At 43.5% G+C, this 16,450-nt stretch carries 10 protein-coding genes and 1 pseudogene; 4 read left to right on the forward strand and 7 right to left on the reverse strand.

The features are described 5' to 3' along the window. Positions 1-66 precede the first annotated feature (66 nt). Positions 67-264, forward strand: a complete 198-nt coding sequence (locus PSU78_RS04490) for a hypothetical protein (protein ID WP_300384880.1) — start codon at positions 67-69, stop codon at positions 262-264. A gap of 254 nt (positions 265-518) precedes the next feature. After that, positions 519-1,874, forward strand: coding sequence for a TAXI family TRAP transporter solute-binding subunit (locus tag PSU78_RS04495; RefSeq protein WP_300384883.1), 1,356 nt, complete (start codon positions 519-521; stop codon positions 1,872-1,874). A gap of 39 nt (positions 1,875-1,913) precedes the next feature. Here the strand turns inward: PSU78_RS04495 and PSU78_RS04500 are convergent. Beyond that, a pseudogene (locus PSU78_RS04500) lies at positions 1,914-2,198 on the reverse strand (transposase); the annotation flags it as partial. 73 nt (positions 2,199-2,271) lie between these two features. Then, positions 2,272-3,000 carry a proteasome-type protease gene (locus PSU78_RS04505; RefSeq protein WP_300384886.1) on the reverse strand — a complete coding sequence of 243 codons (729 nt, stop codon included), beginning with the start codon at positions 2,998-3,000 and terminating at the stop codon, positions 2,272-2,274. A 201-nt stretch (positions 3,001-3,201) separates the two neighbouring features. On the opposite strand from PSU78_RS04505, the gene PSU78_RS04510 reads away from it, so the two are divergent. Both PSU78_RS04510 and PSU78_RS04515 read left to right on the forward strand, forming a co-directional pair. Continuing rightward, positions 3,202-5,793: a circularly permuted type 2 ATP-grasp protein gene (locus PSU78_RS04510; RefSeq protein ID WP_300384890.1), complete on the forward strand. Its 2,592-nt coding sequence runs from the start codon at positions 3,202-3,204 to the stop codon at positions 5,791-5,793. An 11-nt stretch (positions 5,794-5,804) separates the two neighbouring features. Then, complete coding sequence (locus PSU78_RS04515; RefSeq protein WP_300384893.1) at positions 5,805-6,701, forward strand: transglutaminase family protein; 897 nt, start codon at positions 5,805-5,807, stop codon at positions 6,699-6,701. 84 nt (positions 6,702-6,785) lie between these two features. On the opposite strand, the gene PSU78_RS04520 is transcribed toward PSU78_RS04515, so the two are convergent. The 5 genes from PSU78_RS04520 to PSU78_RS04540 all read right to left on the reverse strand — a co-directional run bounded on the left by PSU78_RS04520 (position 6,786) and on the right by PSU78_RS04540 (position 16,412). Next, positions 6,786-7,799, reverse strand: coding sequence for an acyltransferase (locus tag PSU78_RS04520; protein ID WP_300384895.1), 1,014 nt, complete (start codon positions 7,797-7,799; stop codon positions 6,786-6,788). Positions 7,800-7,887: 88 nt separating this feature from the next. After that, positions 7,888-10,683, reverse strand: a complete 2,796-nt coding sequence (gene ppc / locus PSU78_RS04525; RefSeq protein WP_300384898.1) for a phosphoenolpyruvate carboxylase — start codon at positions 10,681-10,683, stop codon at positions 7,888-7,890. A 196-nt stretch (positions 10,684-10,879) separates the two neighbouring features. Further along, positions 10,880-14,254 (reverse strand): DUF2126 domain-containing protein, encoded by a 3,375-nt coding sequence (locus tag PSU78_RS04530; RefSeq protein ID WP_300384901.1) that lies wholly within the window; start codon positions 14,252-14,254, stop codon positions 10,880-10,882. A 38-nt stretch (positions 14,255-14,292) separates the two neighbouring features. Beyond that, positions 14,293-15,525 (reverse strand): hypothetical protein, encoded by a 1,233-nt coding sequence (locus tag PSU78_RS04535; protein WP_300384904.1) that lies wholly within the window; start codon positions 15,523-15,525, stop codon positions 14,293-14,295. Positions 15,526-15,581: 56 nt separating this feature from the next. Next, a complete protein-coding gene (locus PSU78_RS04540; protein ID WP_300384907.1) occupies positions 15,582-16,412 on the reverse strand; it encodes a transglutaminase family protein in 831 nt (276 codons plus the stop codon). Positions 16,413-16,450 lie beyond the last annotated feature (38 nt).

Raw genomic sequence — 16,450 nt, forward strand, 5'->3', positions numbered from 1 at the left:
AATCAGCGGTCACGTTGGACCGTTTTTACTGGTCACGATGGGCCATAATACCCAACTGATATTAATATGGCATTAAAGTTTGCGCGCGAACGCTTTAGCCAACTTAAACAAAATACAAACCATCAGCAAGATACTGACCGCATTATCAAAAACCATGCTTCCAGAAAAAATAGTAGTCAAAAGCGCACAACTAAAGCGAAAAAAATACTCACTACTGAAAAAACTGCGAACAACACAACAGCACTTCAAAAATCACTTTTTTAAATCTAACTAACCATCCTACTTAATGGTTTTTAGCATGATTTCATATTTTGCTTAAAATAGCATTAACCGCGTTTAAACTATCACCTGCATGTAATTTAACTTTTAATAAGCCAAACCAATAAGGCTTTGTGCTTTTATAAATGTGCTATTTTGTAGTATTTGCGCCGCTTTGTATTAAATAGCGTGTGGAAATACTTTAATAGCGGACTGCAAAATAAACAGTAATTAATAGTTGCTTATGGAATTTTAATGACATGACTGAATTAAAAACATCTTTAAAAAAAATATGGGCCAAATTAGCGGCAATCTATGGCAGCAGCATTATTCTGTTTATGTTTTTGATGCTGGGTTTTATAGCGATCATTTGCCTTGCAGTATTTTTATTTTTTAATTCTGCGGCACCCACTAGCTTAACTATTACAGCGGGTGATGAAGGTAGTGTTTATCAAAAAAATGCACTGAAATATAAAGCGATTTTGGCTAAACAAGGTGTAAAGCTTAATATACTGGCATCCAATGGTTCTATTGATAATCTCAGTAAGTTGGCTGACAAGCGCATAAACGTTGATATTGGTTTTGTGCAAAGTGGCGTGGTCGGTAGTATTAAGACAGATAAACTAATGTCGCTTGGTAGTATTGCCTATCAACCCATGATGATTTTTTATCGTGGTGAAAATAAAAACTTGATTGCAGATTTTGCTGGTGAACGATTGAATATAGGTGAGCTCGGTAGTGGTACCCATTCTTTGGCATTGAATATGCTGAAAGAAAATGGAATTTTACCGGGTGGTAGTACGAAGTTAATTGAGAAACCAAGTCTAAATCCAGTGGATGATTTATTGCAGGATAAGATTGATGCAATTTTTGTGATGGGGGATTCTGTATCAACACAATTGATTAAAAACTTGGTCAAAACGCCAGGCATTAATATCTTTAATTTTGATCAAGCGGATGGCTATACAAGGCGTATTAAATATTTACATAAGTTGGTTTTACCTAAGGGCTCAATTGATTTAGGAAAAAATATTCCTGTAAATGATTTAAATCTGGTTGCACCTACGGTTGAATTAATCGCCCGCGATACCTTACATCCAGCATTGTCTGATCTGTTATTGGATGCTGCAAACGAAGTACATGGTTCGGCAACTTTATTTGTGAAAAGTGGAGAGTTTCCAAATCTAACTACTCAGGAATACCGAGTCAGCCCAGATGCAACCCGCTATTACAAATCTGGTAAAAGTTTTCTGTATCGCGATTTTCCATTTTGGATGGCCAGTTTTATTAATAGAATGCTGGTGGTTTTGGTCCCATTATTGTTGATATTGATACCTGTCATAAAATTAGCACCAAGTATCTATCGCTGGAAAATTCAACTATCAATCTATCCTTTTTATCGAGCCTTACTTGAGCTCGAGAAAGATGCGTTTGGTACAACCAATGATGTAGATAAGCGCCAAGAAATAATGAATAATCTAGATCAGCTAGAAGAAAAGTTAAGTAATATAAAAATACCAGCCGCCTTTGCAGATATGTTTTATGGACTGCGTGGGCATATTAATTTTGTACGTACAAGGCTGTTGGCGGAACAAATTTCAGATGCAACTGAATAATACAAATAAAAGGATTTAATGCGCTGTCCTATATAACTATCACATATGTTGTTTAACCCATTGTTTTATTTTTAATAATTGTGCTTGTGGTGTTGGTTTGTTAAAACACCACAAGCACTCCTTTAAAAAACAAAACGAAATTAGCCTTTGTCACACCGTTAAATTTACGCATGTGACGCTTAGCTTGATTCCAAAAATTCTCTATACCATTGATGTGGTTTTTTTGTCTGCAAACAGTTTCGAGTAGTTAATTCGATAGTGCTCGAAATCAGAAACATCCAACACATTATAACCACGCCAGCTATCAGAATAAACAATACTTTCTGCTCTTTCTCATGCCGTCATTGTAAAATTTTATGTGTTATCTAGGACAGCCCCTAAATTATTTAAGCATTAGTTAACACCAATCAGGATTTGGAATTTCAGCAAAGACTTTGCGTAAACCCTCGCCCCAATGTTGGCGTACCGAGAGAAAGTAAGGGTCGTCTTTAGCTACGCGGTGATTGTAATCAATGCTAAGTTTATTATTTCTATACACCAACACGTCAACTGGTAGATCAACAGACACATTGCTGCGGATAGTCGAATCAAATGAGATGAGTACACATTTAAGCGCGTCTTCTAGGCCACATTTGTAGTTAATCACACGGTCTAAAATCGGCTTGCCGTACTTGGTTTCACCAATTTGAAAGTAAGGCGTTTCTTGGCTGGCTTCAATGAAGTTGCCCGCAGAGTAAATCTGGAACAGCCGCGTTGGTTCACCCGCAATTTGCCCAGCAAACAGAACGGAGATATTGAAGTCGGTATTGTGGTGACGCAAATGTTCAGCATCTTCTTTGTGTACAGTACGTATAGCCATACCAACCAAGCGTGCAGCATCGAACATATCTGAGGCATTGAGTAAGTGATGTGTTTCGTTGTTGGCGATGTCTTTATGCAAGTGCTGTAATACCGCTTGAGTTACCGCTAAATTACCTGCAGTGAGCATCACCATCGTGCGCTCACCTGGCACTTCAAAAGTAGTCATTTTAGGAAAAGTAGCGACTTGGTCAACACCCGCATTAGTACGGGTATCAGACGCCATGACTAATCCAGATTCCAATAGTATTCCAACACAATAAGTCATAAATGCAGCTTGATAAATAAAGCATTAATCATAACTTTTTAATGATTAAACAAGCAACTTGTTTGCGCTGTAAATCGCGCTAAATCAGGCTCCATTTAGGTGATGTTATGTAATTCTTTGTTAAAACGCATCTCTAGTGATGCAACTTAACCGCTAAGCTGAATTTAAGCTTAAAATGTGCTTAGGTTTTTGAGAGTACACATGGCAACTTCAAATCAATATTTGCAAGCTTCAAAAGCTAATACTTGGCTAGGGAATACGGCTGGCTATTCGGCGGGCGCAAGCATGCTAGATGAAATGCTCGATCAATCTGGCAAGGTTCGTCCGCATTGGGCATATTATATTCAAGCTTTACAAAAATTAGGGCAGGGTGAAGTTAGTTTAAGGCAGAATGAAATTCACAAGTTACTCCGCGAAAACGGCGTCACTTACAATGTGTATGGCGACCCTGACGGCAGCAGTCGGCCTTGGCAGCTAGATTCTGTTCCCTTGCTGCTTGCTAATGAAGAGTGGCGAGATATTGAACTTGGTCTGCTAGAGCGTGCAGAACTGCTAAATCTGATTCTGACGGATATTTACGGGCCACGCGAGCTGATTCGGCAAGGCTTGTTACCAATAGAGATGTTGTTTAACCACAGTGGCTTTTTACGCGCTTGTGACAAAGTTAAAATACCTGGTAAACATCAATTAGTGCTGTACGCGGCAGATTTAGCACGCGGCCCTGATAATCGCATGTGGGTCATTGGCGACCGTACCCAAGCGCCTTCAGGTGCTGGATATGCCTTAGAAAACAGGCTGGCGATGTCGCGCGTGTTTCCCAATATTTTTCGTGACACACAAGTACAACGATTAGATGGCTTTTTTCAATCGTTGCGCCATGGCATGCAAGAAATCGCACCGCAAAATGCTGATGCGCCTAGAGTGGTTGTGCTGACGCCAGGGCCGTTTAATGAAACCTTTTTTGAGCATGCTTATTTAGCTTCACATCTAGGCTATCCATTGGTTCAGGGCGATGACCTGACCGTGCGCGATGGCTTTGTTTGGTTGAAATCACTCAACGGCTTGCAGCGCGTGGATGTCATTATGCGTCGTATGGACGATGTGTTTTGTGATCCACTTGAGTTACGTGATGATTCGCGCTTAGGTATTCCGGGTTTGCTAGAAGTGGCGCGCAGAGGCAATGTGACGATTGCTAATCCTTTAGGTAGTGGTGTATTAGAAAGCCCAGGTTTATTGCCATTTCTGCCAAGAATTGCGGAATACTTTTTGGGTAAGAAGCTACGTTTACCCAGTGCTGCTACATGGTGGTGCGGTCAGCCCAAGGAGTTAGATTATGTGCTGAACAATCTGCATAAATTAGTGATTAAGCATATCTGTCGCGGTGCCATGACTTCGGTTTTTGGCAGCCAGTTGAGTCGGCAACAAATCACTTATTGGCGCGATCGCATTCGTGCCAACCCAGCATTTTTTGTGGGGCAAGAACATGAAGTGTTTTCTACCGCGCCCTCATTGGTGGATGGCCATTTAGAACCGCGTCAGTCATTGATGCGCTGCTTTATGGTCGCCCAAGAAAGCGGTTATAACCTGATGCCTGGCAGCCTTACACGCAGCGCGACGCAAACTGGTGATGTGCTAGTTTCAAGTCAGTTGGGCGCCATGAGTAAAGACACTTGGATAGTTGGCGGCACTAGCACGCAACAAACTAACGTAACAGCAAACAGACATAGCGAACTTGTTGGTAGCAGTTACTCCAGCACACTTTCTAGTCGCGTTGCCGAAAACCTGTTTTGGGTAGGTCGTTATGCTGAGCGCACAGAAGGTAGCATTCGCCTGCTTCGCACTACGGTTAAAAAACTTTATATCAACCCAGATAATAGTAATGTGCATTTTCAACATAGTTTGCATACTATTTTGCGCAGCCTCACCAACATTACCAATACTTACCCTGGCTTTTTAGGCGATTCAGAGAGTGATAATGCAACTGCACTATTGCAAACGCCAGATGGCGAACTGCTGTCATTGATGTTAGATGAAGAAAAAATTGGCAGTATTGCCAATAATCAGCGTAGCTTGGTGCAAGCGGGTTATACCGTACGTAATTTGTGGTCATCAGATACGTGGCGGGTGATGGACGAGATAAAGTCGCACTTAGAACAATCGCAGCAACTCACTGAATCTACGCTGTGGAATATTCAAGAACACATGGATCGACTAATCACCGCGCTATCCGCGTTCAGTGGCTTGATTATGGAAAGCATGACGCGTGGCAATGGCTGGCTGTTTCTAGATATAGGCCGTCGTTTAGAGCGCGCTTTGTTGCTTATTTCACTATTACGAAGTTGCTTCTCTACCGCGCAAGCTTCAGGCACAGAACAACTATTGATGGAGTCTTTGCTGGAAACCAGCGATAACCTGATTTGCTACCGTGAGCATTATCGCAACAGCATAGAGCTACCTTCATTTATTGAATTGCTGATGTTAGATAAAAATAATCCACGTTCTTTAGCCTATCAATTTAACCGCATTCAAGAACACGTGAGCAAAATGCCGCGTAAGCAAAGCAATGCACAGCTAAGTGTAGAAGAGCGCCTGATATTAGAAGCTTGTAGCTTATTAGATTTAACCAATTTAAACGACTTGATTAAAACCACAAAAGGGCACGTGCGTGAGAATTTAGATCAAACACTCAGCCGCTTGTATTATTTAATCGCTACATTATCCGACAGCATAACTGCGACCTACTTCAAACACGGGCAGTTGCAACACTCACTCAATGAAGTCAGACCAGTTTAGCGAAATTCAGCATGCACTATAAAATCACTCATATCACCAAGTACGATTACACAGATAAAGTTTCACTGTCATACAGCGAAGCGCGCCTGATGCCAAGAAACTGCAAGAATCAACAAGTGATTTCATCCACACTAGATATAGAACCCTATGCGGCTGATTTCCGTATTCGCGAAGACTTCTTTGGTAATCATGTAGCGTATTTTTCTATGCAGCAAGCGCACCATGCTTTCACCATTACAGCTGTAAGCGAAGTACAACTGCAAGAAAACCCAGCTCAGCTAGATTTCTATCAAGGCTATACTTGGGAAGCGGTACGTGATTTATTGGCTCAGCAAACGCACTCTACAAAACAAACAGCAGATACGCTCGATGCCCGCCAATATACTTTAGACTCGCCTTTGGTTGCCGTCACCACGGAGCTGGCAGAATATGCGACCTTATCTTTCACGCCAAGTAGATCAATCACCGGTGCAGTGAATGATTTAATGCAACGTATTTATAAAGACTTTACTTTTGACCCAGACTTTACCACCCTCGCCACGCCACTTGCCACCGTGCTAGAACACAGAAGAGGCGTTTGTCAGGATTTTGCGCACCTTGCAATCGGCTGTTTACGTTCAGTAGGTTTAGCGGCACGATACGTCAGTGGTTACATAGAAACCCTACCACCCGCAGGTGAAGCCAAGCTGATTGGTGCCGATGCCTCGCATGCTTGGTTCTCAGTCTATGTGCCAGAACAAGGCTGGATAGATTTTGACCCCACCAACAACCAAATGCCCAATACTCAACACATCACATTAGGCTGGGGACGGGACTACGCAGATATTACCCCACTAAAAGGCGTGATATTTGGCGGTCAGCAGCATGAGTTAGATGTGTCGGTGCATGTAGAGTGTTTGATGGAATGAATGATTCTGATAAGAGTAGTTTTTGGAGTGTAGCTCCTGTTTCGAATGCCAGCTTAGGTACCATGCAGGCGATTTTAGAAACAATTAACCAGTTAAGACTAAATGCAAATTTTTTCTTGCTATATCGTTAGTAATTTTTGGTTCCAGAATCTTAGTTACAAAAAGTACTTGGCAATATGTGATTAAAGTTGCACCTAGTATAGTTATTGGGAATTTAATGAACCACACAAGATGCACTGCCCTTATTAGCGGGATATGCCACATATAAATCCAGATACTATTTTGAGCAATAAACAACACTAACCTATTCAATCTAAGCTCAACAGTATAGGCGTAGAGCCGTTCTGAAAAAATCCATAGGCTAGCTCCAACAAAAAGAGCATAAGAAAAATAATAGCTGGTTGGAGGATATTTAAATTCTTGAGTCTGTTTAAAACCACCTGTTTTAAAAATGAGATAAAGTGAGTACGTAGCAAACACAATTAAGAAAATGCCAGCAAGAAATGCTATTGCTTTTGTTTTTAATAAAGGCATACGCAACCCTAGTGCAAAGACGCAACCATAGCCCACAAGTAAAAAAATACTTTGTAGAGTAAAAGATTCGGTGGTATTTATTTGACGAACGCTATAGTTGAAAGCAAAGAACTCGTATATTAAATATATTCCGAATAATCCACTTAAATAGATAGGGCTTGAAGTCTGCTTTTTATTCAACCAATATAAAACAGGCGCTATAAGTGCTACTAGTAAGAAAACTCTTATCACCCAAACATAGCCAATACCGCTGAGTAACGTATATGAGTTAAATATGACCTCGTAAGGTTCTTTATTGATGTGTAATAAATTGATTTGGGTAACTGAAAAATATATGGTGAGGAAAATCCAAACTGGCAAGACCAGCCGTTTAAAGCGCTTCCATACGTAAGCGAGATAATTCTCACCTTTGTAAGATATACCAAATACTGCGCCTGAGAGAAGTACCATTAATGGAACATCAAAGTTTCGAAGCTGGAAAATAATTGGTCCAGGTGATGAGTGCGCTAGGATAATCATTGAAAGACCAATAAATCGTAGTAAATCCAGTTTTTCAAATCTCATATTTTGAAGTCCATTAAGTATGTCGGGACTATAACTACATATTGTTATAGTTGAAAGACAGAAGCTAAAATAAGCCTAAAATGACTGCTTAACCCGTATTACGCAACCCCGCCGCAATGCCGTTAATCGTTAAATGAATCGCACGTTTCACTAGCACGTCAGTTTCACCGCTTCTATGGCGTTTAATCAGCGCTACTTGTAGGTGGTTGAGTGGGTCTAGGTAGGGGAGTCGGTTTTTAATTGAGTTGGCTAATGTGGGGTTGTTGGTAAGGCGCTCGGTGTTTTGTAAAATTAAATTGAGTGCTTGGTTAGTGAGTGCATGCTCTTGTTGTATGCGTTCAAATACCGTGGTTCTGAGTGTTTCATCTTGCACTAGTTCAGAATAGCAGCCTGCGATGACGAGGTCTGTTTTCGCAAGTATCATGTCCATATTGGAGATGAGCGTTTTGAATAGTGGCCAAGCATCTAGCATGTCTCTTAACACATGGATGCGTTGCTGTTTGTCCGTTTCATCTTTGCTAGCGCTTAAATATTCATTGATAGCGCTGCCAAAGCCGTACCAACCTGAAAGCAATAATCGACATTGCCCCCATGAGAAGCCCCATGGAATGGCGCGTAAGTCTTCAATACGTTGGGTGGCTTTGCGCGAGGCAGGGCGGCTGCCTAGATTTAAGTCGGCAATTTCTGAAATGGGCGTTGAGCTGAAAAAGTACTCTGCAAATCTTGGCGTTTCATAGACTAAATCTCGGTAAGCTTGCATTGCGCTGGCTGAGAGTTTATCCATCAACATTTCATAACCTCTGCGTTGTGTTTGTGGCAACTGATCTTGCGGAAATAGCGAGGCATCGATGGTCGCGGCGACAAAGGCTTCTAAATTGCGCCTTGCCACTTTAGGGTCAGAGAATTTATTGGCGATAATTTCACCTTGTTCCGTCAAGCGTATTTGGCCTGCTACCGTGCCTAGCGGTTGTGCCATGATGGCCTGATAGGTTGGGCCACCGCCACGGCCAACTGCGCCGCCACGGCCATGGAATAAACGCAATCTTACGTCTGCCTGACTGAATAGCTCAACTAAATAAACTTCGGCTTTGTATAGCTCCCAATTTGAGGTTAAAAAGCCGCCGTCTTTGTTGCTATCAGAATAACCAAGCATGATTTCTTGCTCATTGCCTTGATGGCGAATCAAATGGCGTATGCCTAGCAAGCTTAACCATTCGCTCATGATTTTTGGCGCGTTGCGCAAATCTTCAATGGTTTCAAACAGCGGCACGATATTGAGTTCCATCTCTACGCTGGATGAACCCCATGCACCTCGCAACAAGCCAGCTTCTTTTTGTAGCAAAGCCACTTCAAGCAGGTCAGACATGGTTTCAGTATGCGAGATAATGTAGTGGCGCACCGTGCGGCTGCCAAATTTTGCACGGACTTCTCGCGCTTTTCTAATCACATTCATTTCTGTTTGTAGCAAGTCTGAATATTGTTGAAAAGGCGAGTACAACAAACGTGGCTGCCTGAGTTCTTCTAGTAGGATATTTATTTTTTCTGCCTCACTGAGCGCGGCATAGTCAAAACTATAGCCAGCATTCACAAACAGTTCTTTTAACACTGCTTCATGCACGTCTGAGCTTTGTCTTAAATCGATGGTGGCTAAATGAAAACCAAAGGTTTCAACTGCTTTAATCAGCTTGCCCAGCCTTGGGTAAACCAGTAATTCACCGTGATTTTTAATCAATGAATTGGCAATAATGTTCAGGTCAGCTAGCAACTCATCTGCACTAGTGTACGGTTTTAAGTTCTCGGCTACGTTAGTTTCAATATGCAGGCTGGCTTCGCTACCGATTAAATTTTGAAAGCTGAGTGACAAGCGCCCCATGACGGCCATGATGGCAAGCCGATACGGTTCATCTTGTCGGTGCGGAGATTGATCTTGCGAGGTGCTAGCTAAATCTAGCAACTCTTGTGAAACTTTCACTAAGCGCGTAGTGGGTGTGAGCTCTTTGCGCAAGCTGCTGATTTCGCGTAAATAATGCTCAAATGCCACAGTGGATTGTTGTATGGTTGCGGTGTCTAAAGTGGCTGCGTTCACATTGGGGTTACCATCGCGGTCGCCACCAATCCAACTGCCCATCTGCAAAAAGCTTGGTAGCTGATAGCGTTCTGTGCCGGTTTTGTTAAACAAGTCGCCAATATCTTGCTCTAAATCTTGCAATAGCTCAGGTATCGCATCGAGTAAGCTCAAGCGGTAGTATGAAAGCGCATTATCAATTTCATTGTCGACCGTGAGTTTGTCAAAACGCAACATTCTGGTTTGCCATAAAGCTGTGACGGCGGCGTAGAGCATACGAGAGTTTTTCTCGGTTTCTTGGCGCGACATCAACTGCGCTTTATTGGCGAGTAGTGATGAAATGACTTGTTCAGTATCTAGCAGGCTTTTTCTTTGCACCTCAGTTGGGTGTGCGGTTAACACTGGCGAAATTAACGCCGATTTAAAAAAATCATCAATTTGTTTTAATGTTAACTTTTCATCTTTAAAAGAGCGCATAGAGTTTGCCACGCCGCCTGGTGCTTCTATACTTTCTTCCATTCGATATTGATAGTTGCTGTAAAGGTCTTCAGCAATATTGACCAAATGTTTAAAGTAGCTAAACGCTCTTGCCACTGAAATGGTTTGGCTGTTAGTCAGTTCTTTTAGTAAGCCATCTAATTTCTGTGTAAATTCTTGGTCGCCTTCGCGATGAAATTTCACGGCGGATTGACGAATTGCCTCTATGGTTTCGAAAGTTTTTTCACCCTCGTTATCTTTAATCACTTCGCCCAGAATGCGTCCAAGGTAACGGATATTTTCTTTAAGTGCTGTTTCAGCAGGTGTCATAGGTGCATTCATTTTTCAATTCCTTAAACCAAACATCTTTGAATGGCTACATTATTTATAAAATTACCAACACTCTTCAACCACAGCATTAAACATAAACCTACTACTCTCGTCATTCCCGCGAAGGTGGGAATCCATGTTAGGTTTTAAAAAAGTCAAAATTGATTCCCGCCTTCGCGGGAATGACGGAGTGAAGATTTAATTCCAGTTAATTCGCATGCCACCTTAAATCTAGCGTGAATGGATACTCGCGATTGTTTAACTCGGTTGGCGGCTCCATCAGCTTCACAGCTTTATTGGCAGACTTCTTCGGCGATTTAATATTACCGGGCGTGTGCTCAAGTACGGTAAAGCGACTCACGCGGCGGCCTTCCGCTTCATAAGCATTGACTGGCAAGGTGTCATAGTTACGGCCACCAGGGTGCGTAACATGGTAAGTGCAACCGCCAACAGAGCGACCATTCCATGTGTCAATCACATCAAATACTAATGGAGCTTGTACGCCTATACTTGGGTGCAGCGCAGAAGGCGGATTCCACGCACGGTAACGTACCCCTGCGACCATTTCACCTTGCGTGCCAGTGTCACGCAGCGGCAAGCGGCGGCCGTTGCAGGTAATCACATAGCGTTCCCCAGTGATGCCTGTGAGCTTGACTTGCAGGCGTTCAACCGAAGAATCGACATATCTAGCCGTACCGCCGCTAGTGATTTCCTCACCTAATACATGCCAAGGCTCAATCGCGGTTCTGAGTTCTAGCTGTAAGTCTTGAATTTCTAATGTGCCACAACGTGGAAAGCGGAATTCAATAAACGGTGCAAACCAATCTTTAGAAAACGCATAGCCAGCGGCTTGTAAATCTTGCGCGACATCTTCAATATCGCGTTCAATAAAGTGCGGTAGCATAAAGCGGTCATGTAACTGTGTGCCCCAACGTACCAGTGGTTTTTTGTAGGGCTCTTTCCAAAATCTGGCCACTAAAGCACGCAACAACAATATTTGCACCAAGCTCATGTGCGCATGTGGCGGCATTTCAAACGCACGGAGTTCTAATAAGCCAAGTCGACCAGTATCTGAACCTGGCGCATAGAGCTTATCAATACAGAATTCACTGCGATGCGTATTGCCCGTCATATCCACAAGCAAATTGCGTAATAAGCGATCTACCAACCACGGGGCGGGTACTTCGCCATCTGGCATTTGTTGAAAGGCGATTTCTAGCTCATACAAGCTATCGTTACGCGCTTCATCAACGCGCGGCGCTTGGCTAGTGGGGCCAATAAACAGACCTGAAAACAGGTATGACAATGACGGGTGGTGCTGCCAATAAGTTATTAAACTGCGTAGCAAGTCAGGGCGACGCAAGATTGGGCTATCCGCTGGCGTAATGCCACCCAGCGTGACGTGATTACCGCCGCCCGTGCCCGTATGGCGGCCATCCAGCATGAATTTTTCAGAGCCTAGTCTGGTTAAACGTGCTTGTTCATACAATATCGTGGTGTTGTTAACCAAAGCATCCCAACTGGCGGCAGGATGAATGTTAACCTCAATCACACCAGGGTCTGGCGTGACAGGTAAGCGAGTTAAACGTAAGTCATGTGGCGGTTGATAGCCTTCAATCACCACAGGCATGTTTAAGGTGCTGGCTGTTGCTTCAATGGAGGCAATGATGTCTAAATAATGCTCTAGCGTATTGGTTGGCGGTAAAAAGACATGCAAACGTCCGCCTCTGGTTTCCACGCACAAGGCCGTATGCGGGGTAAATTCTGGGTCTGCTGGTGCAGCATCTTCATCAGCTTCAACATCAACACCGTCATCCGCCAATCCCATTTCGTGACTATGCGCGTTCTCTTTGGTAAATTTGCTGTAACGGCGGCTCACTTCAGAATCAATATCCGCTAGTGGTTCTACCGCTTCATAAAGGCTACGCTCATGTTCATGGTCGCGGTCTTCAAAAGCTATCCAAGGCAATGAGCTTAATGGCAGGCGCAATCCCATAGCGGAATCGCCCGGCGCTAGAAACATTTCTCCACGTCTAAATTCCCAAGCGCTGCTGCTCCATGCGTTGCGCTGGTGACTCCAATGCAGTGGAAGTAGATAGCCCACTGGCGCGCCTAAATCGCCCGCCAGCACTTTTGTCAGACGCTTACGTTCTAAATCATCTTTGAGATCTGATTTGAGTGGGTTTAGATTATTGGGTACTAAGCCTTCAGCTAATAGGTAGTAAAGCGGGTCTTCATAACCTGCACAAATATGGCTGCCTTTTAGACCAAGTCGTTTTGCAAGGTCGCGAATGAAGGTATCAGCATGTTCGCGATTTAAACCATAGTCTTTGTTTTCATCAGCTAATAGCTCGGGGTTGCGCCAAACGGGTTTGCCATCTTTGCGCCAAAAACAAGCGAGTTGCCAGCGAGGTAGCGCTTCGCCCGGGTACCATTTTCCTTGACCAAAATACAGCAAACCGCCTGGTGCAAAGCTATCACGTAAACGTCTGACTAACTGACCAGCTAATTGACGTTTTTCTATACCATCGGCATCAATATTCCATTCTGGCGCATCCATATTATCGATAGAGATAAAAGTCGGTTCGCCACCCATGGTGAGGCGCACATCGCCTGTTTCTAACTCAACATCTATCTTTTGACCTAGCGCATTAATCTCTACCCACTGCTGTTCGCTGTATGGTTTAGTGACGCGCGGATCTTCGTGAATGCGGGTAACATTGTTGCTAAAGCTAAATTCGATATTGGCGTGACCAGTATAGCCACCAGTCACAGGAGCCGCGCTGACATAATCAGCCGTGCAAGCGAGTGGAATATGACCTTCACCAGCCAATAAGCCAGATGTCGCATCTAAGCCTATCCAACCTGCGCCTGGAATATACACTTCAGCCCATGCATGCAAGTCGGTAAAGTCAACTTCGGTACCAGAAGGGCCATCCAAAGATTTCACATCCGCAGTGAGCTGTACCAAATAGCCAGAAACGAATCGAGCGGCTAAGCCCATGTGGCGCATGGCTTGCACTAGCAACCAAGCAGAATCACGACAAGAACCTAATCTTTTGTCTAAGGTCTCTTCGCAAGTTTGTACGCCTACTTCCATGCGAATTGAGTAATTAACGGTTTGATTAACACGCTGATTTAAGTACACCAGAAAATCTACAATCGCTTTTTTACCGACATCAATTTCCGCTAGCCAAGCTTTGAACAACGACCCTTGTTCGCGCACTTCTAAGTAGGGCGCAAGTTCTTTGAGTAACTGTTCTGGATAAGCAAACGGATAATTCTCTGCGTATTCTTCCAAGAAGAAATCGAAAGGATTAATCACCGTCATTTCTGCAATCAGATCGACTTCGATTGAAAGTTCGGTAGATTTTTCTGGAAACACCACGCGTGCTAGGTAATTGCCAAACGGATCTTGCTGCCAACTGATGAAGTGATTCTCAGGTAATATTTTAAGTGAGTAAGCACTCACAGGCGTGCGCGAGTGCGCTGCTGGCCGAAGACGGAAAACATGCGGTGCAAGTTGCACGGGATTATCATAGTGATAGGCCGTTTTATGGTGGAGCGCGACTCGAATAGTCATTAATGTGTCACCTTCTGTTGAGTCGTCATTATTTTGATTTAGCTAGCACTTTCAGCTTGTAGTAAGCGTAAATTTTCTTCCACACCAGCCGCTTCAGTGAGTTCAGCCACGTTCTGCTTGGTAAAAAACCCATCAAAATCGCCAAAGCGTTGTACATATTCAATGATGAGCGATGAATGTTCTGAGGCGCTGGAGAAAATTTGTTTTAGGCCTTCTTCGCGTGAGCCAATCACATCGAGTAAGAAGTCTTTGCCTTTTTCTCTGATGGCAGCGACCACGTAATCAATATTGATTTGACCATTGGTTTCGCCGTCTGCCACGCCTAGTGCAATGTGGTGCAAACGCGGACCATAATTGCGTACAAAGTTTTCAGTAGGTGACGGTAAGCCGACTAAGTGATTAACGAAGTAAGGATGATTAGCCGCCGTGAAAACCTTTGCAGGGCTTTTTTGCTCATTATTATAGTGCGCGCTTTTAGTCACATTGGTTGAAGAGTTTTGGCTGGCAATATCGTATGAGCCCCAGTAGTAATAGCTGGAAAGCGTGAGATACTCAAGTATTGCCACCTCACGGTTTTGGCTGTAAATACGCGTTGCCAGATGGTCAATTGGCAGAATCAGTTTATCTAAACCGAGCTTAGCTTGTGTTTCTTTGGCTTCCAGATAACCGCGATTCACGTCTTCATGAATCACACTTACCCCAAGCGCATAAATGCGAATATCCCCGACTGGTCGCTCCCAATATCCTACAATATTGTGCGTGTAGGGCGAAGGTTTAACGATAGACATATTGCCTGGTAGTTCTAACTTGCGAATTTGATCTTGATTGAAAAAACGAATCTCGCGGGCTTTTTGTAGCTCAACCACTTCATGCTGATTAGTCACACGAAAGATTTCGCCCATATAGCGCGAGTTTGGCTTATGCGCGCCTATCGGGTAAACGTCATTAAGACTGCGGAAAATGCCGTGGATATTAGGGTCGCGCACTTCTCGCACAATCACATCTGGCGAATTCATATCAATACGCAGCACATGCGTCCAATGCGACTCGGATTCTAGCGTGACTAAATAGTGGTAGGGCGTCATCAACGCTAACTCACTGATATAAGCCACTGAACAACCTGGCTCAACGGTAATCATCATGGCGTCAATTTCATGCACCATGTCAGTTAAGCCAATTCGATCTCTATCTTCCAATAGCTTAGGTAGAAATTCTTCAAACCAAGGTGAGTTGACCTTGTCGCCATGACGCTGGTGTTGCAATGAGTTCATTAGGACATCCGAAATGTAAGTATTGGTGTGTTCTTGTTTTAGCTAAAGTGAAATACTTATTGTTGCGCAATGGCATGCACTTTGGAATTGATCGACATTTTTTCATGTACAACATCTGGCATGACACGCGAGATAGGGCATGCATCACGGTAATCTAATCCGGTTGCTAGTCTCACGTGTATGCCATTTGATCGCGCGTTATTGGCCACATCAAAACTTTGCCAACCGTCTTTGATTAGCCATGCGTCCGCCCAACTATGGTAATCAAGTTGCTTACTTTCATGGTTATAGCAATAACCATGTACAAGCCTTGCTGGTATTTTAAAGGCTCGACAGCAGCTAATAAATAAATGCGCCATGCCCTGACTTAAGCCCTTACCTTGGGCTAAGGTGGTGATGGCGGACTGCTGGTATTCTGTAGTGTCTTTATCGCAAACAATCTTTTGTGAAACACCATGCATGAGTGCCGTTAGCATCGTTAGCGTATGGGGTTCACCTTTCGTTAAAAACTGATCTGAAAACTGAATGACTTGATCATTAGCCTCTGTCAGCTTGGTATTTCTGAGGTAGATGGGTAGCGCTAAATTTTCATATTTTGTCGTTAGTGTTTCATTGGCGTCATTAGTCGTCGTGGTACTATCTAGATCAGTTTCAACTTCCCCCGTAACACTGATGATAATTTCTTGATGCGGGACATCCATCACCAATGTATGCGTCGTGTTGCCAAAGGTATCAATCTGCGGAGATGACAACCCACTCACTTTAAGTTGCCAATTACTAACGCGTTGCCCAAACCCACTTTCTGGCGTGAGTCGCAACTGCTGTATTGTGTATCCGACAGGCTTATTGAATGCAAAGCGGGTTTGGTGTTCAATATTAAATTTCATAGCCAATCTCCCATTTAGTTTAATGACTTTTAATGCTG

Origin of the sequence: Methylotenera sp. (assembly GCF_029945705.1) — a bacterium.
Classification (GTDB): Bacteria; Pseudomonadota; Gammaproteobacteria; order Burkholderiales; family Methylophilaceae; genus Methylotenera.

What these genes read in the sequence shown, in the direction of transcription:
- PSU78_RS04490 (WP_300384880.1), top strand. Translation starts at nt 67, where the DNA reads ATGGCATTAAAGTTTGCGCGCGAACGCTTTAGCCAACTTAAACAAAAT.
- PSU78_RS04495 (WP_300384883.1), top strand. Translation starts at nt 519, where the DNA reads ATGACTGAATTAAAAACATCTTTAAAAAAAATATGGGCCAAATTAGCG.
- PSU78_RS04505 (WP_300384886.1), bottom strand. Translation starts at nt 3,000, where the DNA reads ATGACTTATTGTGTTGGAATACTATTGGAATCTGGATTAGTCATGGCG.
- PSU78_RS04510 (WP_300384890.1), top strand. Translation starts at nt 3,202, where the DNA reads ATGGCAACTTCAAATCAATATTTGCAAGCTTCAAAAGCTAATACTTGG.
- PSU78_RS04515 (WP_300384893.1), top strand. Translation starts at nt 5,805, where the DNA reads ATGCACTATAAAATCACTCATATCACCAAGTACGATTACACAGATAAA.
- PSU78_RS04520 (WP_300384895.1), bottom strand. Translation starts at nt 7,799, where the DNA reads ATGAGATTTGAAAAACTGGATTTACTACGATTTATTGGTCTTTCAATG.
- ppc (WP_300384898.1), bottom strand. Translation starts at nt 10,683, where the DNA reads ATGAATGCACCTATGACACCTGCTGAAACAGCACTTAAAGAAAATATC.
- PSU78_RS04530 (WP_300384901.1), bottom strand. Translation starts at nt 14,254, where the DNA reads ATGACTATTCGAGTCGCGCTCCACCATAAAACGGCCTATCACTATGAT.
- PSU78_RS04535 (WP_300384904.1), bottom strand. Translation starts at nt 15,525, where the DNA reads ATGAACTCATTGCAACACCAGCGTCATGGCGACAAGGTCAACTCACCT.
- PSU78_RS04540 (WP_300384907.1), bottom strand. Translation starts at nt 16,412, where the DNA reads ATGAAATTTAATATTGAACACCAAACCCGCTTTGCATTCAATAAGCCT.